General features: G+C 65.3%; 23 protein-coding genes and 1 pseudogene. 15 read left to right on the top strand and 9 right to left on the bottom strand.

Annotated elements, in window-relative coordinates:
* Positions 1 to 209: 209 nt before the first annotated feature.
* On the top strand, positions 210 to 407 hold the full coding sequence (locus ACIQ2E_RS02785; protein WP_296367809.1) for a hypothetical protein: 198 nt from the start codon (positions 210 to 212) through the stop codon (positions 405 to 407).
* Between the two features lie 524 nt (positions 408 to 931).
* Positions 932 to 3109 (top strand): beta-glucosidase, encoded by a 2178-nt coding sequence (locus tag ACIQ2E_RS02780; protein ID WP_398325836.1) that lies wholly within the window; start codon positions 932 to 934, stop codon positions 3107 to 3109.
* Here ACIQ2E_RS02780 and ACIQ2E_RS02775 read toward each other — a convergent pair.
* From ACIQ2E_RS02775 to ACIQ2E_RS02755, 5 genes are all read right to left on the bottom strand, one after another.
* Positions 3078 to 3590, bottom strand: a complete 513-nt coding sequence (locus ACIQ2E_RS02775) for a hypothetical protein (RefSeq protein ID WP_398325833.1) — start codon at positions 3588 to 3590, stop codon at positions 3078 to 3080. The two genes, ACIQ2E_RS02780 and ACIQ2E_RS02775, sit on opposite strands and share 32 nt — an antisense overlap.
* Positions 3591 to 3595: 5 nt before the next feature.
* Complete coding sequence (locus ACIQ2E_RS02770) at positions 3596 to 4702, bottom strand: glycosyltransferase (protein WP_398325831.1); 1107 nt, start codon at positions 4700 to 4702, stop codon at positions 3596 to 3598.
* Positions 4703 to 4753: 51 nt separating this feature from the next.
* The gene (locus ACIQ2E_RS02765) at positions 4754 to 5344 is read right to left on the bottom strand and encodes a lipase family alpha/beta hydrolase (RefSeq protein WP_398325828.1); all 591 of its coding nucleotides are present in this window, start codon (positions 5342 to 5344) and stop codon (positions 4754 to 4756) included.
* Positions 5345 to 5457: 113 nt separating this feature from the next.
* A complete protein-coding gene (locus tag ACIQ2E_RS02760) occupies positions 5458 to 5748 on the bottom strand; it encodes a hypothetical protein (RefSeq protein ID WP_398325825.1) in 291 nt (96 codons plus the stop codon).
* A gap of 110 nt (positions 5749 to 5858) precedes the next feature.
* On the bottom strand, positions 5859 to 6404 hold the full coding sequence (locus tag ACIQ2E_RS02755; RefSeq protein WP_398325822.1) for a hypothetical protein: 546 nt from the start codon (positions 6402 to 6404) through the stop codon (positions 5859 to 5861).
* A 100-nt stretch (positions 6405 to 6504) separates the two neighbouring features.
* On the opposite strand from ACIQ2E_RS02755, the gene ACIQ2E_RS02750 reads away from it, so the two are divergent.
* The 4 genes from ACIQ2E_RS02750 to ACIQ2E_RS02735 all read left to right on the top strand — a co-directional run bounded on the left by ACIQ2E_RS02750 (position 6505) and on the right by ACIQ2E_RS02735 (position 8557).
* Complete coding sequence (locus ACIQ2E_RS02750) at positions 6505 to 6723, top strand: CP12 domain-containing protein (protein ID WP_398325819.1); 219 nt, start codon at positions 6505 to 6507, stop codon at positions 6721 to 6723.
* 3 nt (positions 6724 to 6726) lie between these two features.
* Positions 6727 to 6954: a DUF3136 domain-containing protein gene (locus tag ACIQ2E_RS02745; RefSeq protein ID WP_296445817.1), complete on the top strand. Its 228-nt coding sequence runs from the start codon at positions 6727 to 6729 to the stop codon at positions 6952 to 6954.
* A gap of 52 nt (positions 6955 to 7006) precedes the next feature.
* Positions 7007 to 7693, top strand: coding sequence for a LuxR C-terminal-related transcriptional regulator (locus ACIQ2E_RS02740; RefSeq protein ID WP_398325816.1), 687 nt, complete (start codon positions 7007 to 7009; stop codon positions 7691 to 7693).
* 69 nt (positions 7694 to 7762) lie between these two features.
* Entirely contained in the window at positions 7763 to 8557 is a 795-nt protein-coding gene (locus tag ACIQ2E_RS02735) for a hypothetical protein (RefSeq protein WP_398325813.1), read from the top strand.
* Here the strand turns inward: ACIQ2E_RS02735 and selD are convergent.
* The 3 genes from selD to ACIQ2E_RS02720 are packed head-to-tail and all read right to left on the bottom strand — an operon-like array spanning position 8554 to position 12335.
* Entirely contained in the window at positions 8554 to 10650 is a 2097-nt protein-coding gene (gene selD / locus ACIQ2E_RS02730) for a selenide, water dikinase SelD (RefSeq protein WP_398325810.1), read from the bottom strand. The two genes, ACIQ2E_RS02735 and selD, sit on opposite strands and share 4 nt — an antisense overlap.
* Positions 10651 to 10652: 2 nt before the next feature.
* Positions 10653 to 10835 carry a hypothetical protein gene (locus ACIQ2E_RS02725; protein ID WP_398325807.1) on the bottom strand — a complete coding sequence of 61 codons (183 nt, stop codon included), beginning with the start codon at positions 10833 to 10835 and terminating at the stop codon, positions 10653 to 10655.
* A 9-nt stretch (positions 10836 to 10844) separates the two neighbouring features.
* Positions 10845 to 12335, bottom strand: coding sequence for a TolC family protein (locus ACIQ2E_RS02720; protein ID WP_398325804.1), 1491 nt, complete (start codon positions 12333 to 12335; stop codon positions 10845 to 10847).
* Positions 12336 to 12433: 98 nt separating this feature from the next.
* Between ACIQ2E_RS02720 and ACIQ2E_RS02715 the strand changes: the two genes are divergently transcribed.
* Genes ACIQ2E_RS02715 through ACIQ2E_RS02700 form a run of 4 tightly spaced genes read left to right on the top strand, consistent with a single transcriptional unit; the run spans position 12434 to position 15534 of the window.
* A complete protein-coding gene (locus ACIQ2E_RS02715) occupies positions 12434 to 13606 on the top strand; it encodes a hypothetical protein (protein ID WP_398325801.1) in 1173 nt (390 codons plus the stop codon).
* On the top strand, positions 13603 to 13803 hold the full coding sequence (locus ACIQ2E_RS02710) for a hypothetical protein (RefSeq protein WP_398325798.1): 201 nt from the start codon (positions 13603 to 13605) through the stop codon (positions 13801 to 13803). The genes ACIQ2E_RS02715 and ACIQ2E_RS02710 overlap by 4 nt, the downstream gene beginning before the upstream one ends.
* Positions 13793 to 14944: an FUSC family protein gene (locus ACIQ2E_RS02705; protein ID WP_398325795.1), complete on the top strand. Its 1152-nt coding sequence runs from the start codon at positions 13793 to 13795 to the stop codon at positions 14942 to 14944. Before ACIQ2E_RS02710 ends, ACIQ2E_RS02705 begins: the two co-directional genes overlap by 11 nt.
* A complete protein-coding gene (locus ACIQ2E_RS02700) occupies positions 14941 to 15534 on the top strand; it encodes an ion channel (protein WP_398325793.1) in 594 nt (197 codons plus the stop codon). Before ACIQ2E_RS02705 ends, ACIQ2E_RS02700 begins: the two co-directional genes overlap by 4 nt.
* Positions 15535 to 15665: 131 nt before the next feature.
* Here ACIQ2E_RS02700 and ACIQ2E_RS02695 read toward each other — a convergent pair whose 3' ends face one another.
* Positions 15666 to 15953 carry a DUF167 domain-containing protein gene (locus tag ACIQ2E_RS02695; RefSeq protein ID WP_398325790.1) on the bottom strand — a complete coding sequence of 96 codons (288 nt, stop codon included), beginning with the start codon at positions 15951 to 15953 and terminating at the stop codon, positions 15666 to 15668.
* Positions 15954 to 15998: 45 nt separating this feature from the next.
* On the opposite strand from ACIQ2E_RS02695, the gene pyrC reads away from it, so the two are divergent.
* From pyrC to ACIQ2E_RS02670, 5 genes and pseudogenes are all read left to right on the top strand, one after another.
* Positions 15999 to 17108 (top strand): dihydroorotase, encoded by a 1110-nt coding sequence (pyrC, locus tag ACIQ2E_RS02690; RefSeq protein ID WP_398325787.1) that lies wholly within the window; start codon positions 15999 to 16001, stop codon positions 17106 to 17108.
* Positions 17109 to 17198: 90 nt separating this feature from the next.
* Positions 17199 to 17525: a hypothetical protein gene (locus tag ACIQ2E_RS02685; protein ID WP_398325785.1), complete on the top strand. Its 327-nt coding sequence runs from the start codon at positions 17199 to 17201 to the stop codon at positions 17523 to 17525.
* A gap of 78 nt (positions 17526 to 17603) precedes the next feature.
* A complete protein-coding gene (locus ACIQ2E_RS02680) occupies positions 17604 to 17777 on the top strand; it encodes a hypothetical protein (RefSeq protein WP_398325782.1) in 174 nt (57 codons plus the stop codon).
* Between the two features lie 101 nt (positions 17778 to 17878).
* Positions 17879 to 18916 carry a phycobilisome rod-core linker polypeptide gene (locus ACIQ2E_RS02675; RefSeq protein ID WP_398325779.1) on the top strand — a complete coding sequence of 346 codons (1038 nt, stop codon included), beginning with the start codon at positions 17879 to 17881 and terminating at the stop codon, positions 18914 to 18916.
* Positions 18917 to 18985: 69 nt separating this feature from the next.
* Positions 18986 to 19465, top strand: a pseudogene (locus ACIQ2E_RS02670) (hypothetical protein); the annotation flags it as partial.

Raw genomic sequence — 19465 nt, 5'->3', positions numbered from 1 at the left:
GAGTTGATCCTGGAGATCCTCGATCGAGCCCTGCAGAGCCGAAAACCAGGTCAAAACAGCCCTGAGAGTGAATCAGCCTGATGGCTTTAGTTGCCAGCCCAGAGAAAACAACATCTTTCCACTCAATCCATCACAGAACTTGACGGTCTCCCTATGGCCAACGGGCAAATCGGAAGACATACTGAAGATGCCCAACACGAGAGGGTTCCGTGGTTTATGCAAATGGCACTAGAAACAGCCTGAAGGCCTTCCGCAGTCGCTCACCCAAGCGCCTGACCATCACCATTCCTTACACCGTCTTTCGTGCCCTGGAGACACGAAGCGCCGAAGAGGGCCGATCGCTCAGCAATCTTGCTGCGTATCTGTTAGAGAAATCGCTGCCTCCGCTAGCGCCCGAAGGCCAATAAACGGCGCCGAAGCCTGGATTAACGAATGCCGCGAGGCTGCTTCTCACGTCCTGAAGGGTTCGCTTGCCGTCGTTCCCAGAGCGGGCAGGTGTGGGTGGCGGCTTCAGCGGCTGTCATCATTTTGTGCCAGATCCGACAGACACCTTGCGGTCCCATTGGTGGAAGAAAGTGCTGACAGGTTTCGCAGCTGGTCAACGCGACCTGTCTGCCGGATGTTCCATAAACTTAGAGGCCCTAAGCAAGCATCGGCTCGTGCAACGCATCAGTCCGCTGCAGTCGCCTGAAAGCGTAAGCCACATAGGGCAACAACACAATCGCCGGCAGCACATGCAGGCCTTTGCGCGCCAATTCCGCCATACAGGCAAGTACCACTCTGCCTGTCCTATCCAGCTGCGCTTGGTTTGCCGTGTGGTTGGCTTGACTTGCCGCTGATCTGAACAGTGCGCCGGAGCCAGGCGCGGCAGTTCTGCTGCAACGGCTTACCAAGAAGCCGCGGGGTGGTGCGATCGCCATAGGTTCCGGTGGTGAGCAGCGTCAGCCCCACCCCTCAAGCCCACGCAGAGGCTCTGCTCGATCAGCTCACGCTGCACGAAAAGCTGGCCTTGATCAGCGGATCCACAGCGTTCTGGCCCGGCATGGCCTCCATTGCCCTGCGGGATGCGCCCCATCGCCATCCCTGGCCTGCTGGTGTGCTGCCCAGGCTGGGACTCAAAGGGCTGTGGTTTGTGGATGGCCCCCGCGGTGTGGTGCTGCACGGGGGAGCCACCACCTTTCCCGTGGCTATGGCGCGTGGTGCCAGCTGGGATTCAGCGCTGGAGGAGCGAATCGGTGAGGCGATCGGCCGCGAAGCGCGCAGCTTCGGAGCCAACTGGGTCGCGGCCGTGTGCGTGAACCTGCTGCGCTTTCCCGGCTGGGGGCGGGCCCAGGAAACCTACGGCGAAGACCCGCTGCATGTGGGCGCCATGGGGGCCGCGATCACCCGAGGTCTGCAGCGCCGCGCCGTGGCCTGCGTGAAACACCTCGCGCTGAATTCCATCGATCACACCCGCTTTGTGGTGGATGTGCAGATCAGTGCGCGGGCCCTGCACGAGCTCTACCTGCCGCAATTCAGAGCCTGCGTGGAAGCCGGCGCCGGATCGGTGATGAGCGCTTACAACCGTGTGAACGGCGAATGGTGCGGCCAGCACCACCAGCTCCTGCAGCAGATCCTCAAGCAGTGCTGGGGATTTGAGGGCGTGGTGGTGAGCGATTTCATCTTCGGGATCCGTGATGGCGTGAGGGCTTTGCAAGCCGGCCAGGATCTGGAGATGCCCTTTCGGATGGTGTGGGAGGGCTGCCTGGAGGAAGCGCTGACTGATGGCCGCTTGCCGCAGCAGCGCCTCAACGACGCCGTGCGCCGGCAGCTGAAGCTGCAACTGGCGGTGCCACCGGGCGAAGAGCCGAGCGCCGTGCGGGGTTGCCCAGCCCATCGCCGCTTGGCACGCCAGGCGGCCACCGAATCGATCGTGCTGCTGCGCAACCAGGCCGAGGAGCTGCCCTGGCGAGCGTTGCAATCGCTGGCGGTGATCGGCCAGCTCGCCCAGAAGCCGAACCTCGGCGATCACGGCTCTTCCGATACGCGCCCCCAAGCCGGCCAGGTGATCACTCCCCTGGAGGGGCTCCGCCAGGGGGCGCCTGAGCTCTTGATCCAGAGCCACAACGGCCGCAACCCTGCGGAAGCGGCTGCCATCGCAGCGCAGTGTGAGGCTGCTTTGGTGGTGGCCGGCCTGGATTGGCGCCTGGAGGGCGAGCACATCCACCCTGGCGACATCGCTCCGGTGCTGGCGCTCGTGCCACCACCGCAATGGCTGCTGCAGCTGTTGGGCCGCCAGCGCCTGCAGCCCTGGTGGCCCGTGCTGGCCCGCGGCATGGCCTGGATCACCAGCCACGCCTCACCCACCCCCGGCGGCAACTTCGCCAGCGGCGATCGCAGCGATCTGCGCCTCCCGCCGGATCAGATCGCCTTGATTGAGGCTGTTGCGGCAGCCAACCCACGCACCGTGGTGGCGTTGATGGGCGGCGGCGCGATCCTCACCCGCCCATGGGATCAGCAACTGGCGGGGTTACTGCTGCTTTGGTATCCCGGCCAGGAAGGCGGCCACGCCTTGGCGGATGTGCTGCTGGGCCATGTCTCACCCTCGGGGCGATTGCCCTTCGCCATGCCAGCAGAGCAAGCCCATCTACCCAGCATCGAAGCCAGGGCTCTGCAGGTGAGCTATGACCTCTGGCACGGCTACCGGCTCCTGCAACGCGATGGGCATCACGCCGCCTATCCCTTCGGCTTTGGACTGTCGTACAGCCGTTTTGCCTGGTCTGAGCTGAACCTGAAGCTTGGCAAGAGCGGCGTACAGCTGGCGCTGACGCTGCACAACATCGGTGCGATGCGGGCTGCCTCGGTGGTGCAGGTGTATCTCGAAGCGCCAGGGCTGCTGATGGAGCGCCCAGCGCGCACGCTGGTGGCCTTCCAGCGGGTGGAGCTGGAGCGCGGCGAACAACGCCGCCTGGAGCTGCAGATCCCCCTGCGCCAACTGGCGGTGTTTGATCCCGCCCAGGATGGCTGGGTGCTCGAGCACGGCGACCATCACCTGGTGGTGGCCGATCACAGCGAGCACACCGCCCTCACGGGCGCGATCACGCTGGAGGGCGGTTGGCTGGAGCCCTGAGAGCTGGCGTTCTTCGGGCCAGCAACAGCTGCAGGCGCAGCCGGTTGTAGCGCTGCAGCAGCAAACAGGGCAGGTTGAACATCGTGGCGAACACCGCGTTCAGGGCCACCCCCGGGCCCGGCAGCCAGAGCAAGGTGAGCAGCCACAGCGGCCAGAGAACCCAGTGCACCAACTCAGCCCGGCGGGTTTCGGCCATCAACCGCAACAGCGCCGGCTGATCGCGCCGCGCCAGGCTGGCTTTGGTGATGCCGCCGGGGAGGGCATTGCCGGCATCGGGAATCCAGTGCTTCCACCGGCGAATCTTGAGGAGCCGCTGGACGCCATCCAGCCGCGCGGCCAACACGTCAGGCGAGCCGGCCGCCGGCCTTGCGCTCAACCAAGCCAGTGGCAGCTGATTGGCCAGGGCTCCCACGACCAGCGAGCCACCGAGCCAAAGAAGCGCTGAACTGAACACCGGCAGCAGGAATTCAGGGGCCGCCATGGCCATCAACGCGTGCTCACGCTGCGCCCCTTCCATTGCACCGAGCCCCGCTCGAGATTCACGATCGCCATCAGAAACACACCCAGAAAAAAGAGCACCGGAATCGAAAACACCAGCGGACTCCAGCGGAAGCGACCCACCCGCTGGGTGATCACCAACAGCTGCAGCGCATAGGCCCCGTAGATCACGGCATGGCGCCAAGGCTGAGGGTCGCCCACCAGGGGCCAACCCAGGAGCGACGCCGGCAAACACCAGGCCGCCCAGAACAGCCCGGAGAGCCACAACACCACCGCCAGCATCCAAGGCCAACGCACCTCGCCAGCGGCCGTGGCGAAGTTCTTGTCGAACCCCACCACGAGATCACCCAGCCCGCCCGGGTACATGCGGTAGGCGATCTGGTGATCACCGATGAAGGCGCTCACCGGGAGACCCGCCTGCTCATAGCGATGGGCCAGGAACCAATCCTCCACCACCTTGTTGGCCACCGCCTGGTGGCCGCCGCTGCGCAGGTAGTGCTCACGGCTGGTGGCCATCGCTGGTCCGAAGGCAACGCCGCAACGGGGCCCCAACGGAACCGCCATCAACCCCACCAGATTGAACAGCAGCGACAACTGCTCATAGAGGCGTTCGGTGCGGTGAAACGGCTGCACCGACACCAGCCCCCCCAGCCGCTGCTGCTGCGCCACCAGGCTCTCCAACAACCCCGGCGCCGGCTCGGTATCGGCATCGAGAAACACCAACACCTCTCCCGCGCTGCGCTGCACGCCGTTGTGCAAAGCCCAGGTTTTGCCGCACCAACCCTGGGGAAGGGGAGGTGGCTGCACCAGCTGCAGGGGCAACAGCTGGGCCGCTGCTTGCGCGATGTCAGCGGTGTGATCGCTGGAGTGATCGTCAATCACGATCACCTCAAGCGGTTGGAGGGTTTGGGTGCGCAAACCCTCCAACAGATGATTCAAGGTGGCTTCTTCATTACGGGCCGGGATTAACACCGAGACAGCTGGTTTGTGCTGCAGGCGCGCCTGGGGCAAGGGGATGAGATGGCGCGCTAACCACCAGCCCAGCAACCAGCGCACCACCACAGAGACACCCAGCCAATCCACTGCGGTGAGCACCGAACCGTATCCGCAAGCTATGCCGCGAGAGCGAGCTGAATCAGCCTTGACTCAGATGCGCAGCAATTCCTGAGCCAGCGGCTGCAAGGCTGCGGGATCCCGCAGCAATTGCGGGTGGGTTGCCACGGGCAGCTCGCGGGCTGTGCCAACGGGCAACACGGCACGCCACCCCGGCAACACCGCCAGATCGAGGGCCGAATAAAAGCTGTGGCACTCCACCCCACGCAACCCTTCGAGATCACTGTTGAGCTCCTGCAGTAGCGCACTGCCGCATCGGAGATCGGCCAAACCGCGAAACACACGGCGCGGCCAGGGCTGAGCCGTCCAGGTGCCCTGCTGCGGACTGCCCAGGCTGATGAAGCGGCGCACCCGCCGCTGACCGCCCAGCTGCTGAATCCAGCTACGGGCAATCACCCCACCCATCGAAAAACCGAGCACATCCAAGGGGCCCGCACCCGGTGCAACCGCTTCGATCTGCTGCTGCAAGTGCAAGGCCGCCTCCCGCACCGGGGTCAACCCGAAGCGCATCGGCAGGGCCGGGATCACCAAATCGGGCCTCTGCCCGCCCAGGTGCCGGCGCAGAGAGCGAAACACCTCCGGACTGTCCAGCAGGCCATGCACCAAAACCAGGGGTGGATGCACGCGCCCGGACCTCCAACAACAGATCTCAATTCAAGACAGATCAGACCCATCTCCAACACTTCGACCCGGTGCGGATCTCCGCCGGGAGGGCGAGGCGTGTACCAGAACAGCCCTCACGATGGATCGAACAGCTGGCGAATCTGCGGGCTCTTCTCCGGGCAGAGAATGGGGGCGTAATAGCGAACAGCCGCCGTTTCCACCTGCTCAGGGGTGATCCCTCGGAAGTCGATGACGGCCTGGTCGTATTGCTCCGCGAGCTCGGCTTCCATGCGCTCCAGCGCTCCTTCAGCGGCAAGTGTGTTTGCGGCGCCCATCGATGCGCAGAGCAACTGGGCGTAAAGCCGAGCCGCACAACCGGTATGGCCGAAACGGCGAACGCAACCTTCCCGTTCAGGGCTGATCACGGATTCAGGCACCGCTGGCAAAGGTGGTGGCGCTAGGAACTGGGCCAAAACCGGCGACTCAAGCCCGGTGAAAAGCGCCAGGCTGAAGCCCCATCGCCTCCAGCCACCACTCACCGAAACTGCTCCGGCTGGCAGCGGCGAAAGCGCTCCACCTCCTCAGGATTCAAGCGCGGTGAAGCACCGGCCAGCAGCAGCTCGGGATGCAGCTGCCGCAGGGCAGAGGCAGCGGCCCTGAGTGCTTCGGAGGCTGCAGCCTCCTTGCCAGCCTGGGCCTGCTCCCAGCGCTCCCGCCGTTCAGCCTCCTGCTGCCGCCAGGCGTCAACAGCCTGTTCGTAGAGGTCCTGCTCGGTTTGTTGGTCGTAGATGGTGAGCCGGCGCTGCTCCTCGGGATCGAGGGGCTTGGGCCCGGGGCTGGGTGTGTAGTTGGCTTGGCGAACCGAGGCCAAGCGGCTCTGAGCTGCATCAAAACGCTCCACCAAGCCGGGCAACCGTTGCTGATTGCTGGTGCACAGCGCAAGCAAGCGCTGCTGTTCGGCTAGGCGTACCCGCTCCTGGGGTGATGGGGCCGTTGAACGGCACCCAGCCACAACCACCACGGCCAGCAGAGCCAGCAGCCTGAAACGGCGGATCACAAGAACCCTGGGGGCTGAAGCCACTCTGACAGGAGAAGCGCAGCTCTGACGGGTTGCCCCCAAATGGGGGTAGCGATGGCCAGTGGAGCGTTCGTAGCTGTAGCCAGCCGATCACACCCGATCCTTGGAGAACATCGAAGCCCACCTGGCCCAGCTGAAGGCTGAGTTGGATCAGGCCCGTCAGAGCGGCGACACCGGCAAGATCAACCACCTCGAGGGCGAGCTCAAGGATCTCGAGGCCTATCAACAGCACCACCCCGGTGAGCAGAAGGATCCCTCACCGCTTGAGGTGTATTGCGATCTCAACCCCACTGCCCCTGAGTGCCTCGTCTACGACGACTGAACCATGAGCCAGGACGCCAGCATCACCATCGGCGAACTCGAAGCCAATTACCAGCTGTATTGCAAAGCGCTGAAGATGTTGATCGCTGAAAAGCGAACGCTCAACAAGATTCAACGCACCGTGTGCTGGGGCCGGCTTGAAACACTGCATCACTGCCTGCCGCGTCATTACAAGTCGCCGCAGTATTTGTACGCCCAACTCACACGCGACACACAAAAGGTTGCGATCTGAGCTGGCCGTGCGCAACCGGGCGCGATGATGGACCCACGCCTGGGGCTGAGCGATGGACTTCACGCCTTATCTCGACAGCCTCAGCGCCGGAAACCTTGATGAGGTGCTCCTTTCAGTTGCCGTTCAGGGCAAGGTGGCTCTTGCCCTGAAAGGGCGATTCTTTCTGCGCTGCCTCTGCGAAAGCTTCAGCACATCCACCTACATCGGTTGCGCCGTGACTGATGAAGAGAGCTGTCTGGCCTATCTGCAGCAAGAACCTTATGAACTCCTGATCTGCACTGACTTTCTCGAGAACGGCAACGGCTTTGAGTTGGCGCGCAAGGCACGCCAGTTGCAGCCGCAGCTGAAGGTGGTGATGCTGGCCCTGGGTGATGCGATCCCAGTGGAATACGCCGAAGCCAGCTGGCTGGAAGCAGTGGTAGCCGAAGCCGATTTCATCGAAGATCAGAAACCTCTCGAAGCAGCGGTGATGGCTGTGATGGGGAATCACTCGTATCGCAGTCCGTCGCTGCGCTCCGGGCAGTTGCCCTACCTGAGCTGCCCAAGGCTGACGCCCCGTGAATACGAAGTGCTCGATCTCCTCGCCAGTGGCCTCACCGACCGTGAAATCGCGGAGCAGCTTGTAGTCAGTGAGGAAACGGCCCGCACCTACACAAAACGCCTCCTCAAAACCCTTGAGGTGAACAACCGCGTGCAAGCCGTGCTCAAAGGCATGCGGTGCGGCATGGTTCAGATCTGAGCCGAAGCCAGAACCCACATCAGCGCAACCCGCCCATACTGCGGGGGCTCTGTGTGCAGCGACCAGGCCATGGTCCACCGTCTGTCGGCTCTGTTCCCCATCGCAGCCCTGGGGCTCGGCCTACCTCTCGCCAGCCTGAGCGCCCCGGCCCAGGCAGCCCAGACAACCTGCCCCACGCCCGTGCTGGGGCGCTACGCGGTGATGGGCATGGGCGTGCAGAGCGGCAGTGGCAAGAACACCCCCACGGCCCATGTGCAGGAGGAGCGCTGGCTAGCCGGCGGCAAGCTGCAGGGCACGCTGGTGGAGCGCGTGGGGCGCAGCGAGCGCCAGGCCACCTACTCCGGTGTGGCGCGCATGGGCCCGAGCTGCGTGCTGCAACTGGAGCGAAAGCTGCCCTGGGGAACGGAGCGCAGTGAGGTGGTGCTCGATGGCAAAGGCCGCCCCCTCTACAGCCTCAACCGCAACACCGGCACCGTGATCACCAGCCGCTGGCTACCGATGGCACCGGGCAGTTGCCAGGCCTCCGATCTCAATGGTCTGGTGCTGAGCAGCCAGGTGGGCCTGAGCTGGCGCAACGGCGGCTGGAGCCCGAACGCGGTGGTGCAGCGGGAGCAGTGGAGCGATGGCCGCGTGAGCGGTGTGGCCCTCTCCAGCTACAGCGGCGTCGGCGAAACAGCCAGCTACAGCGGCGCTCTCAAACTGGATCCGAACAGTTGCTGGGGCACCCTGAATGAACGTGATGCGCTCGGTGCCACCTATCGCTACCGGGCACTACTGGTGAAGGGGCGCTCCGGTGCACGGGGCTACTACTACCTGCAAAGCGACCTCGACGATCTCACCGTCGGCTGGTTGGTGCGCGACTAGATCACCCGGCCGATCAGGGCCGCCTGCGGGAAACCAGCCGCCCTGGTCGCCGCCAACGCCGCCTGGGCAGACGCGTCAGGTAGGGCCGCCAGCAACGGACCACACGTTTGCGGGTCGATCCAGAGCTGCTGCTCGGCCGCGGTGGCTGCACCGTTGAGCACGATCGGGCCATCGAGCGCAACCAGGGCACGGGCATTGGCTGGCGCGAGGCTGCTGCTCAGCCCATGCTCCAGCAGCTCGAGGGCACCGGGTAGGGCTGGGATCGCATCTGGATGAAGGGCGACCCGCTGACCGGGGGCGAGCATTTCACCCAGGTGCCCCAACAGGCCAAAGCCCGTGACGTCTGTGCAGGCCTGGCAGCCATGGGCAGCCATGATCTCCACCAGGGGCGCCTGGCTCTGCTGCATCACGGCCAAGGCCGCATCCAGCCAGGTTGGCTTGGCCGCACCAGCCATCGCCGCAGCAAACAGCACGCCCGTGCCGATCGGGCGGGTGAGCAGCAACACCTGACCCGCCGCCAGGGAGCCCTTGGGCCAGAAATGCTGAGGCAGCACAGCTCCATTCACAGCCAGGCTGAGCCCCAGCCCCGCTCCATCTCGGCCCTCCAGGGTGTGGCCGCCCAGCAGCATTGCCCCCAGCGGATCCAGCACCGAACGCACACCCGCCAGGCTCTGGAGCAACCACTCCTCCTGCACAGCGGGTGCTGCTTCCGGCAGGGTCACCACCGCCTGCAGGCTCCGCACCTGAGCACCGCATGCCCACAGATCACTACAGGCATGCAGGGTGGTGAGGCGGGCATTGAGCCAGGGGTCGTCGAGAAGCGCTGGGAAGCCATCCACGCTCTGCAGCAGCAGCTCCCCGCGCTCATTCACATCCAGGCGGGCGGCGTCTTCCGCAGGTGGCGCATCGCCCGTGGGCGACAAGCGCCCCAAGGCCGCGGCCAAAGGCGCAGCCTGCAGCTTGGCGGCGCAGCCGCGGCAGGCCATGGGGGCTGCCCCTGCGGCCATCACGGCTGCGGGGGCAAAACCCTGCATAAAGCGGCGATCAATGCGATCTTTCCAGCGCCATAACGCCCTTGAAGGGCCCCAACAGAACGGTCCATACACCGCCAGTGCGCGCGGCGATGGCTGTCCGTGCATGCCCCCATCACCCAGCAGCTGCAGCGCCCAGCGCTGCGGCCGCCAGCGCCGCAGCGCCAAGGGCGGCTCTGCCTGCAGGCGCCTCAGGTTCTCCGCCAACAACGGCGCCGCCCGCACCGCCCACACCCCAGCAGGGGGCCTCGGATCGGAGGCGATCAGCGCGCAATCACCGCTGGCAAACAACTGCTCACACCCCTGCACCAGCAGGCTGGCATCGGTGAGCACCCGGCCGGTTCCCGGCTGCACGGGCAAACCACTGGCGGCGAGCCAAGCGGGCGCCCTGCTGCCCGTGCAGGCCAGATCGGCGGTGGCCTGATCCGCCACCCCGCGCTGAATCGGGATCCCAGCTTCAGCCAGCACCCGTTCAGCCGCTTGATGCGCTGCAGCAGATCCCAGCTGCAAACGATCGCCGCGCAGCAACAGCTCAGGCCACAAACCGCGGCTCCGCAAAGCCAGAGCCACCTCCACAGCGGCAGCCCCACCGCCGCGGATCCGCACCTGGGGATCTGCAGGATGGCTGAGCCGCCGCTCCAGCCAGGTGAGGAAGGGCTCAAGCGGCTTCACCGTTTGCACCGAGCCGCTGGCTGCTGAGGGCCCCGCTTCCCAGAGGGTTTCACAGCCCACATTCAGGCTGAGGATGTGAAACCGCAGCGGCGGACGCCCCTGCAGCAGCAGCTCACGGCGAGCGAGGTCGAGCCCAGTGATCTCTGCCTGCACAAAGCCCACACCGGCGCGGCGGCAGAGGTCGCGCAGATCGATGGTGCAGGCCTCCCGTGAATAGAGCCCTGCCAACAGGCCAGGCACCATGCCGGAATACAGAGCGGTACTGGTGCGGTTGACCAGCAACACCGCCTGATTCGCAGGGCGGCTGGCGGGCCGCATGATCCAGCGGCGCAGCAACAGCGCGTGGGTGTGGCCGCCACCGGCCAGCACCAACAGCCCCGCAGCGTGCAAGGTCAGTCCACGTTCAGCTGACCGTCGTCATCCCAGCTGAGCAGCGAGGGCAGGCCATCGCGGCCGTGGGATGAACCCACCCGTGCCACGCGCGAACGGCCGTTCACCAGAGGGATCAACCGGCCAAGCTGCTCGGTGATGCGCTCGCTGGCGGGCGGTTCAGAACGTGGGGCCTGGTCGGTCATCCCATCACTCTAAAGAGAGGGAGGAAGGCTCTCCTGGGCCAGCCCAGAACCAGTTTCCAGCTCCAGCCCAGCGCGGCTGATGTTCCAGCGATGGATGGCACTGGCCTCGGCCGAACGAGCCGCCTGCAGGTTGCGCTGGGCAATCAACAACTCCGTGATCGGTGCCACCCCGGCGCGGTAGCGCAGCAGCGCATCGCGCACGGCCTCTGCGCCAGCGGCAGCGGCAGCCGCCGCGGCTCGCATCTGGGGCCCGGAGGCTTGATGCGTGGCATAGAACGTTTCCACCTGCTGAGTGATCGTTTGGCGGGCCAGCTCCAGCGCCACCTCACCTTGCTCAGCGCGGCGGCGGGCCAGTGCCACCGACTCCCTAGTGAGGCCGCCATCAAACAGGGGCTGGCGCAGGGAGATCACGGCACCCCAATCGTAAAAGCTGCCCGAGGCATTGCCACTGCTGCTCAACGTGGGCAGATCCGCTCCCTGGCTGCCGTTCACGCTCACGCGCGGGGTGGTGTTGAGCACCGGCACATTCAGCCAGTCGCCATTGATGCCGCCGCCGAGCAACAAACCCACCTGGGGCAGCGCCCCGGCACGGGCCACCTTCACCTGCGCCTGCTGGGCGCGGCGCTGCTGCTCCAGCGCTTCAAGGGCCGGGCGATCCTCCGCCATGGCCCGAGCCAGGCTGCCGCGCAAGTTCAGGGTCCAGGCCGGCAGGGGCCGCAGGGGCTCCGAGAGACTGATCACCTGCTCTGGGGGCAGGTTGAGGTTGCGGGCCAAGGCGCTGAGCGCCACCTCCCGCTGGCTTCTGGCTTCGGCCAGCCCCTGGCGATCGGTTTCCACAAGCGCCTCAGCCTGCAGCGTGTCGATGCGGGCGGCGAGACCCTCCCGCCGGATGGCCCGCGCATCGCTGAGCAAGCGGGTCGACACCTGCAAAGCGCTCTCCCACACCGGGATCAAGGCTTCGGCGAGCTGAGCGTTGAGGTAGGCGCTCTGGATGGCGAAGCGAGTGCGCCGTTGCTGCTCCCGCTGCTCCGCCTCTGCCGCCTGCACGCCGGCGCGGGCAGCCTGTTGCAACGGGCCACGCCCGAAATCAATCAGTGGCATGGTGAGCGCGAGGCCCACATTCACAAAGGTGTTCTGCACCACGGCGTAGCCATCGCCGCCGAGATCGAAATTGAGATCGCCAATCGCCGGGAGGTTGGAGATGAAACCCACATCGGTACCCACCTGGGCGTAGGTGCCGAGACCCACCAGATCGAGCTTGGGCATGAACCGAGCTCGGGCCACCCCCTGCAGCGCACGGCTTTCATCGAGCGCCAGGCTGCTGTTGCGCAGGGCGAGGGAGCGGCCCATGCCCAGAGCAATCGCCTGAGCCAGGCTGAGGCTGAACGGTGCTGGCGCTGTAGCGGCTGCAGGTGTGACCTCCAGCGCCTGGGCCACCGAATCAACCGAACGAGTCGGCTGCTCCGCGAAAGCTGCACCGCTCGACAACAGCAAAGCCATCAGGCAGCAGCAGCGGCGCAGCGGGCGGCGCAAGCCTTCAGATTGCAAGGTGCCGGTACCGTAACCGCAGATTGCAGCGGCACCGGCAGCAGGATGGGATGGCGATGCTGAGCGAACGCCTCCCCAATCTCCTGCCGATGGCGGCAGTGAGTGCGGCTTGCAGCGCCTGGGCGCTCGCACCATCTGTGCCGGTGAAGGTTGAAGGAAGCGCCCTGCTGTTGGCCCCCGAAAGCCGCGTAGGGGTCTATGCCCGCTCCGCCGGGCAGGTGCAGGAGCTGGTGCGGCGGATCGGTGATCCGGTGAAGCAGGGCGACCTGCTGATGAGCATCAACCGCATTGATCAGCAGGCTGCTGGCGCGGGGGCTATCGGCCCCGCCAACAACGCTTTGCTCGACCAGATCAAGGCCGTGGAACGGCAACGCCAAACCATCGAATCGCGCATCGGCACACTGCGCACCGCCAACCAGCCAGTGGGTCTCCAGCTCAAGGCCCTCGAGAACCTGCGCCGCGAAGAGGTGATCCCCCGCTACAGCCCCCTGTGGGTGGGAGCGCAAGACCTCTACCTGCGCAACGAAAGCGCGATCAAAGAACTGCAGGCCCAACTCGCGCAACTCGATGCCACCCAGGCCGGCCTTGAGGCCCAGCGCAACAGCCAGTCGGTGCTCGCTCCGCGCGACGGGATGCTGCTGGGTTTGAGCGTGGACCCTGGGCAGGCGGTGATCCCCGGCCAACGGCTCGCCTCGGTTGGCGTAGGCCCTGAGCCGAACGCCGATGAGCCGGAGCGCACAGCTATTGCCTTGTTCGGTGAAGCAGATGTGGCAAGGCTCAAGCCAGGGATGCCGATCCAGCTGGATTTGCAATTGCAGACCCGGGATCGCTATGGCGGCAGCTCCCAGCGCTACGGCCTGGTGGAAGGCCGGATCGCCAGCATTGCTCCCGCCAGCGCCGACCTGGCCGAGGTGGCCCGGGCCGTAGGCGACAGCCAACTGGCCGGAAGCCTGATCGCCCGCAGCCGTCAGGCGGCGTTTGGCGAAGGCGGCGATCCGCTCGCCACCCTGCCCGACAAGGCCACCGCACCAGTGCGCCTGGTGACGGTGCGCCTGGAGCGGGCTCCGACGCCCTCCGGCCTGCGCTGGAGTGGCGGCGGCAGCGGACCCAATCTGCAGCTTGAGAATGGAACACCAGCCAAGAGTGAGGTGGTGGTGGAGCGGCGCAGCCCCGTGAGTTTCATCGTGCCGTTCCTGCGCTGGCTGGGAGGCACAGAGCAATGAAACACGCCCTCCCCCACGGCCTGCAGCGCTGGCTTAAACCCTGGCTTCAGCCTGCCCCCTGGCTCGCGCTCATCCTGCTGTTGATCACCGCCGCCAGCCAGCCGCCGCGGCTGTGGTTCTGGCTCGCACTGTTGGTGATCGTGCTGCTGGTGGGCTGGGCCCAGGCCCTCAAAGGGTCCACGCCCCATGGCGACTGAGGGCCACCCCAATCCCCTCACGCTCGATCTGAGGGCAGCCCTGGTAATCGGCCTGGCCGCCGCCCTCACCCATGCGGCCTGTGAAGGCATTGGCTTGAGCGGCAGCTCGCTGGCCTATGGATCGCTGATCGCCGTTTTGGTGGTGAGGCCTGATTTCAGCCGTTGGCCGACCGTGATCTACCCGGTTCTGCTGATCCTGGTGGGGCTGTGCCTGGCGATCGGCGTGAGCTTGGGGTTGGCGCTCTCCAACGTGCCCCAGGTGTTTGTGTTTGGGCTAGTGGCAGCTCTGATGCAGCTGATCACGCTCCTCCTGCCCAGCAAGCTGCGCCTGCTCAGCGGTGTGGTGGCCTGCGCCGGTGTGTTGCCCCTGCTGGGTACACCCAGCTGGGAAAGCTGGCGCGACGAACTTTTGGCCATCGGCCTTGGCCTGGCGATCGGCACGCTGGTGCAAATCGTGTTCACGCCCGATCAGCTCCGCAAGCCTGAAGCAGCCCACGAGAGCGCAGGGGCAACCAGCGAAGCCCACCCCGCAGAACCTGCTCTGGCAGAACGGCTCGCCAGCGGCCTGCAATCGCCGTTTTTCTGGCGGAAGCTGGTGTTTGCCAGCCTGGCCCTGGCCATTGGCGAAGGCCTTGGAGCCCTTACTCCGAAATACCTGTACTTCGGAGTCGTGCTGTTGCTCAACGACAGCATCGGCGCCACCTTGGCGCGGGTACGCGATCGCATGGCCGGGGTGAGCTTCGGGGTGCTGATGCCCTTGCTGGTGTTCAACACCCTCGGCATCAGCGACATCTCGATCGGCCTGGTGATGGCGGGCACCACGTTGCTCGTGGCAGCCCTCAACCGCCGCAACTACCTGCGCACCGCCCTGATTTCCAGTGGTGTGGCCTTTGTTGGCTACGGCCCCCTGGTGGCCTGGTACATCCCCAACCGCTGGATCGACTACCTGATGGGCTGCGCCCTGGCCTTGCTGGTGGGGCTGTTGTTCTTCCCCCAATCAGCCCTGCGCCGCTTCAATCAGCTGAGTGCACCAGCCACAGGTCAGCCCGTTCGCGCGCAGCTGGAAGCGCTGCTGCCTGCAGCCCAGGAAGAAGCGCGCTGGCTGGGCTTACCCCAGCCCCAACTGCCACCCACCGCATGATCGTGATCCGCGGCCCTCTTCGGCGCAACCTCTCACTGCTGGTGGTTGGAGCCCTGAGCAGCTCACTTCCCTTGGCAGCCCGTGCGACCACCAGCGCCGCAGCAGCGGCAGCGGCCACCGCCTCCTCCACGGATTGCACGGCACCCGGCTTCTCAATACGGCTAGGGATCAGCGCCGGAATGCTGGTGCTCACCTGCCTGTGGCAAATGGGCATCAGCTTGGTGATCGCCGAGCTCCATCACTCACCCAAGGTGGTGCAGTGGTGCGCCCAACACAGCAGCCGGCGCTCACTGGCGATGCTTGCCGGCGCCGGACTGATCACCCTGGGCCTGGTGGGCGACATCCTGCTCTGGGCCCTGCTGCTGAAGGCCCTCAATCTGTTCAACAGCCTCGAGACCAGCTTCTACTTCAGCGCCATGACCTTCACCACGGTGGGCTACGGCGATGTTCTTCTACCGGAATGCTGGCATCTCCTCAGCGTGGGGCTGGCACTCAACGGCCTGCTGATGGCTGGCTGGAGCACCGCACTCCTGGTGTATGTGGTGCAGCAGGTGCTGGAGCTGCGCTTCAACAACCGCACACCCCACTGAATCAAGCCGGCTGCACCGACCAGCCCAGCTGAGATCGCAGTGGTTCAAGATCTGCATCGAGCTCGATGCCAAGCAAACGCCGCGCAACATCTCCTTCTGCGGCCACACGATCCTGCAGCGCACGCCGCTGCTCACCCACCAGGCGCAAGCAGTGCCACTCTGACCTGCTCGACGCTCCAACCGTTCACCCGAATCCACTTGCTGCGGCCTGTGGCACCGCGCACCAACTCCACGGCCGACAGCGGCACGTTCAACTGGCGGGCCAGCAGCTTGAGCAGAGCCGCATTGGCAGCCCCCTCCACCGGCGGCGCTTTCAAAGCGATGGCGATCACATCGCCCTTCAACCCAAGCACCCGATCGCGGCTGGCTCGGGGCTGCAGCCGAATCGCCACCAACCGCTCGTGGGATGCAGGCTCCATCAACACCGAAACTAGAAGGCACCGCCGCAGCAGGGCTTTAACGCGATGGCAGCAGCACCGTCCCGCCAGACCCTCACGATCCGCACACCCGACGACTGGCACGTACACCTGCGCGATGGGGCGCTGCTGCAGGCCGTGGTGGGACACACAGCTGCCCAGTTTGGGCGGGCGATCGTGATGCCCAACCTCAAACCACCGATCACCACCGTGGCTCAGGCCAGCGCCTACCGCGATCGCATCCTGCTGGCCCTAGAGCACAGCGCCGGAGCGGAGGAAGCGGCCGGTTTCACACCGTTGATGACGGCCTATCTCACCGAAACCATCGCTCCCGATGAGCTGGAGAAAGGCTTTGCAGCAGGGGTGTTCACCGCTGCGAAGCTCTACCCGGCCGGCGCCACCACCAACTCCGATGCAGGCGTGCGCGATCTGGCCCACATCACGCCAGTGCTCAGCTGCATGGAGCGCATCGGCATGCCCCTGTTGATTCACGGGGAGGTCACCGATCCCGCCGTCGACATCTTCGATCGCGAAGCGGTGTTCATCGAGCGCCACCTCAAGCCCTTGCTGGAGCGGCATCCAGCCCTGAAGGTGGTGCTCGAGCACATCACCACCGCTGAGGCGGTGCAGTTCGTGGAGGCAGGGCCGAGCAACCTGGGTGCCACCATCACTCCCCACCACCTGCACATCAACCGCAACGCCCTGTTCCAGGGGGGATTGCGCCCCGACATGTATTGCCTGCCGGTAGCCAAGCGCGAGCTCCACCGCCTGGCGTTGCGCAAGGCCGCCACCTCCGGCAACCCGAAATTTTTCCTAGGCACCGATTCAGCCCCCCACCTGCGCCACGCCAAAGAGAGCAGCTGCGGTTGCGCTGGCATCTACAACGCGCCCTATGCGCTCGAGAGCTATGCCCAGGTGTTCAGCGAGGAGAACGCCATCGATCAGCTGGAGACCTTCGCCAGCCTGAACGGCCCTCGCTTTTACGGCCTGCCGCTCAACCAGGGCAGCGTCACCCTGGAGCGGCGCGACCCCGATCCCGAGGCCCCCGGCCTGCCGGCCATCCTGGAGTTGGCCAACGGCACCGCGGAACCCAGTCGGCTCGTGCCTTTCCACGCCGGCGAGCAACTCGACTGGCATATCACCACCAGGGTTGGTTAAGACCTTTGCGTTGTCTTAATCTTTCTGTGCCGAAAAGCACTTGATGCACCCTGCGGCGCATCGTTAAGTGGCCGGCAAACTCAACTACGGATGGCCCTGTTTTCCTGGATCACCAGTGTGGACAGCGATGCTCTCCTCGATGCTCTGGCTGAGCCGCTGCAGCAGCTGGGATTGGTGATCGATCCACACGTGAGCAGCGCCAGCCAGGTGTTAGCTGCCGATCGCCCCAACTGTGGCCTGCCGCTGGCTCAGCGGGTCACCGTGCTCGCTTCCTGGAATTGCAGCCGTTCGCGCGAAGCCCAGCTGGAGGTTCGCAGCTCAGAGCCGCAACTGCGCGCCGGCACGCGCTGCCAGCACATCGCCGAACAATTGCAGCGGGCCAACCCCGGCCAGGCGCAAATCGGAAGCAATTCCTAAATCGGTAGCCGCTGTTACCTGAACGGCCTGCTGTGCTCCATAGGGTCCGGCCCAACGGATTTCAGGAGGCCGAGCTCCATGCAAACCCAGGTTTTGATGCAGGCCACCGATGGCAGCTGGAACTCCAGCAAGATCTATCCCAATCCCCTGCTCGCCTACATCGCCGCCCGCAAACTGAGCCGGCAGGAACAGCGCACCTGCCGCACCGTGTGCTCCAGCGGTCAGGTGCTCGATGAGATTCATCCGCAGTAATTCACCCAATCAGACGGCGTAAAGAGCTCGCAACGTTTGGCAGACAACCGCAAATAGTGCTCCTACCTTCCGGCTGGCCCACCCCTGCCAGATCGAACGTTATGGCTCTCGTTCAAGCACCTGCCCTTGGCATCGAGCGTTTTGCCGCCGGACAACGCAAAGAGCACCGCCCTCATGCCTCCAACGACGACCTGAACGCGATCATTCGCGCGGTGTATCAGCAGGTGCTGGGCGGCCAATATCTGATGACGAACGAGCGGCTCGATGGCGCCGAATCGCTGTTCCGCAACGGCTACCTCAATGTGCGCGAGCTGGTGCGCACCGTGGCGAAGAGCGCCCTCTATCGCTCACGCTTCTTTGAGAACTGCAACCCATACCGCTTCATCGAGCTCAACCACAAGCACCTGCTGGGCCGTGCTCCTCAAAACAAAGAGGAGATGCTGCACCACTTCACGATCCTGCAGGAGCAGGGCTACGACGCTGAGATCGATTCCTACCTCGATAGCGCTGAATACAACCGCAATTTCGGCAACGACACGGTTCCTCACTTGCACGGCTGGAACTACGCCGCTGGCCATGAAGGCCGCCAGTTCAGCTGGCTGATGCAGCTGGCCCGCGGAGCTGCAGCCTCCGCCAAAGGTGATGGCAGCGGCACCCAGTTCAAGCTTGGCCGTGCCCTCCACCAAAACCGGCCTGTGCCCGTGACGGTGTCGGCCGCCAGCCGCTACGCCCACATCAGCACCGATGGCCCCTTCCGCGCCGCCACCTCAGAGAGCAGCGAGCTGCCGGTGGCTGAGCTGAGCACTGCCCGCCGCATCGATGGCACCCCGGCCTACGGCTTCCGCAGCCAGGAGCTGCTGGTGTCGAGCCCGAGCGCCGGTGCCGCCGGCGAAGGCAGCCGCGTGGTGACGATCACCGCCACGGGCATCGCCAACAACCGCTTCCTGCGTCACGGGGCTTACACCACCCGCGTGCCCTTCAGCCGCATGAATGAAGCGCTGCAGCGGGTGATCCGCCAGGGCGGCCGCGTGGTGAGCGTGGTGGTGAGCGGCGAAGGTGAACTGGCGCCCGTGCCGGTGGCCGCCGCCAAAGCTGAGGCCGCCCCTGCCAGGGGCAAAGGCCGCGCCAAGAAGGGCTGATCCGGCATCGCTGGTGGTTGCCAAATCCGGCCGTAGGGCAGATCCTGTGGCCGGATTGAGGGCCAAGCCATGCGCCAGCAACGCCGCCTTCGCCGGCGGGGGCTTGGCCTGCTGGGCCTGATCACGGCCCTTGCTCTCAGCAGCCCAGCTCGGGCACAGCCGCCAGCGCCGATCTCCCTGAGCGATCCCTGGCTCCGCGGGCAGGAGCTGCTGCAGCTGCCCGACTGGATGGAGCTCAAGCTGAGCGTGACAGCCGAACCGCTGTTCAATCCCCGGGGCGGGGAGCGCTCGGTCGGCAGTTGGATTCAACAGGGAACGCTCGACCTCACCATCAGCTCAGGACTCAACAAAGCCAGCGACACCTGGCAGGAGTTGGACCACTGGCAGCTGAGCGTCAACGTGAATCACGACGCCGGCGATGCTTACTACAACACCGCCATCGGGGCCTTGTTCCCGCTGCAGCAGGTGGCCTACCCAGCTGGCTTCTACTTCTCAGAACTCGCCATCCAGCGGCAGCACGGTGATGGCTGGCTGAACGTGAAAGCGGGC

Origin of the sequence: Vulcanococcus sp., from assembly GCF_044369115.1 — a bacterium.
GTDB lineage: Bacteria > Cyanobacteriota > Cyanobacteriia > PCC-6307 > Cyanobiaceae > Vulcanococcus.
Note: the sequence above shows the minus strand (reverse complement) of the source record. Positions and strands in the feature narration are given on the sequence as shown.

Excerpts from the sequence above, each read along its gene's own strand:
- pyrC (WP_398325787.1), top strand. The coding sequence starts at position 15,999 with ATGGCAGCAGCACCGTCCCGCCAGACCCTCACGATCCGCACACCCGAC.
- ACIQ2E_RS02675 (WP_398325779.1), top strand. The coding sequence starts at position 17,879 with ATGGCTCTCGTTCAAGCACCTGCCCTTGGCATCGAGCGTTTTGCCGCC.
- ACIQ2E_RS02685 (WP_398325785.1), top strand. The coding sequence starts at position 17,199 with ATGGCCCTGTTTTCCTGGATCACCAGTGTGGACAGCGATGCTCTCCTC.
- ACIQ2E_RS02695 (WP_398325790.1), bottom strand. The coding sequence starts at position 15,953 with ATGGAGCCTGCATCCCACGAGCGGTTGGTGGCGATTCGGCTGCAGCCC.
- ACIQ2E_RS02700 (WP_398325793.1), top strand. The coding sequence starts at position 14,941 with ATGATCGTGATCCGCGGCCCTCTTCGGCGCAACCTCTCACTGCTGGTG.
- ACIQ2E_RS02705 (WP_398325795.1), top strand. The coding sequence starts at position 13,793 with ATGGCGACTGAGGGCCACCCCAATCCCCTCACGCTCGATCTGAGGGCA.
- ACIQ2E_RS02740 (WP_398325816.1), top strand. The coding sequence starts at position 7,007 with ATGGACTTCACGCCTTATCTCGACAGCCTCAGCGCCGGAAACCTTGAT.
- ACIQ2E_RS02725 (WP_398325807.1), bottom strand. The coding sequence starts at position 10,835 with ATGACCGACCAGGCCCCACGTTCTGAACCGCCCGCCAGCGAGCGCATC.
- ACIQ2E_RS02735 (WP_398325813.1), top strand. The coding sequence starts at position 7,763 with ATGGTCCACCGTCTGTCGGCTCTGTTCCCCATCGCAGCCCTGGGGCTC.
- ACIQ2E_RS02710 (WP_398325798.1), top strand. The coding sequence starts at position 13,603 with ATGAAACACGCCCTCCCCCACGGCCTGCAGCGCTGGCTTAAACCCTGG.
- ACIQ2E_RS02680 (WP_398325782.1), top strand. The coding sequence starts at position 17,604 with ATGCAAACCCAGGTTTTGATGCAGGCCACCGATGGCAGCTGGAACTCC.
- ACIQ2E_RS02775 (WP_398325833.1), bottom strand. The coding sequence starts at position 3,590 with ATGGCGGCCCCTGAATTCCTGCTGCCGGTGTTCAGTTCAGCGCTTCTT.
- ACIQ2E_RS02745 (WP_296445817.1), top strand. The coding sequence starts at position 6,727 with ATGAGCCAGGACGCCAGCATCACCATCGGCGAACTCGAAGCCAATTAC.
- ACIQ2E_RS02715 (WP_398325801.1), top strand. The coding sequence starts at position 12,434 with ATGGCGATGCTGAGCGAACGCCTCCCCAATCTCCTGCCGATGGCGGCA.
- ACIQ2E_RS02720 (WP_398325804.1), bottom strand. The coding sequence starts at position 12,335 with ATGGCTTTGCTGTTGTCGAGCGGTGCAGCTTTCGCGGAGCAGCCGACT.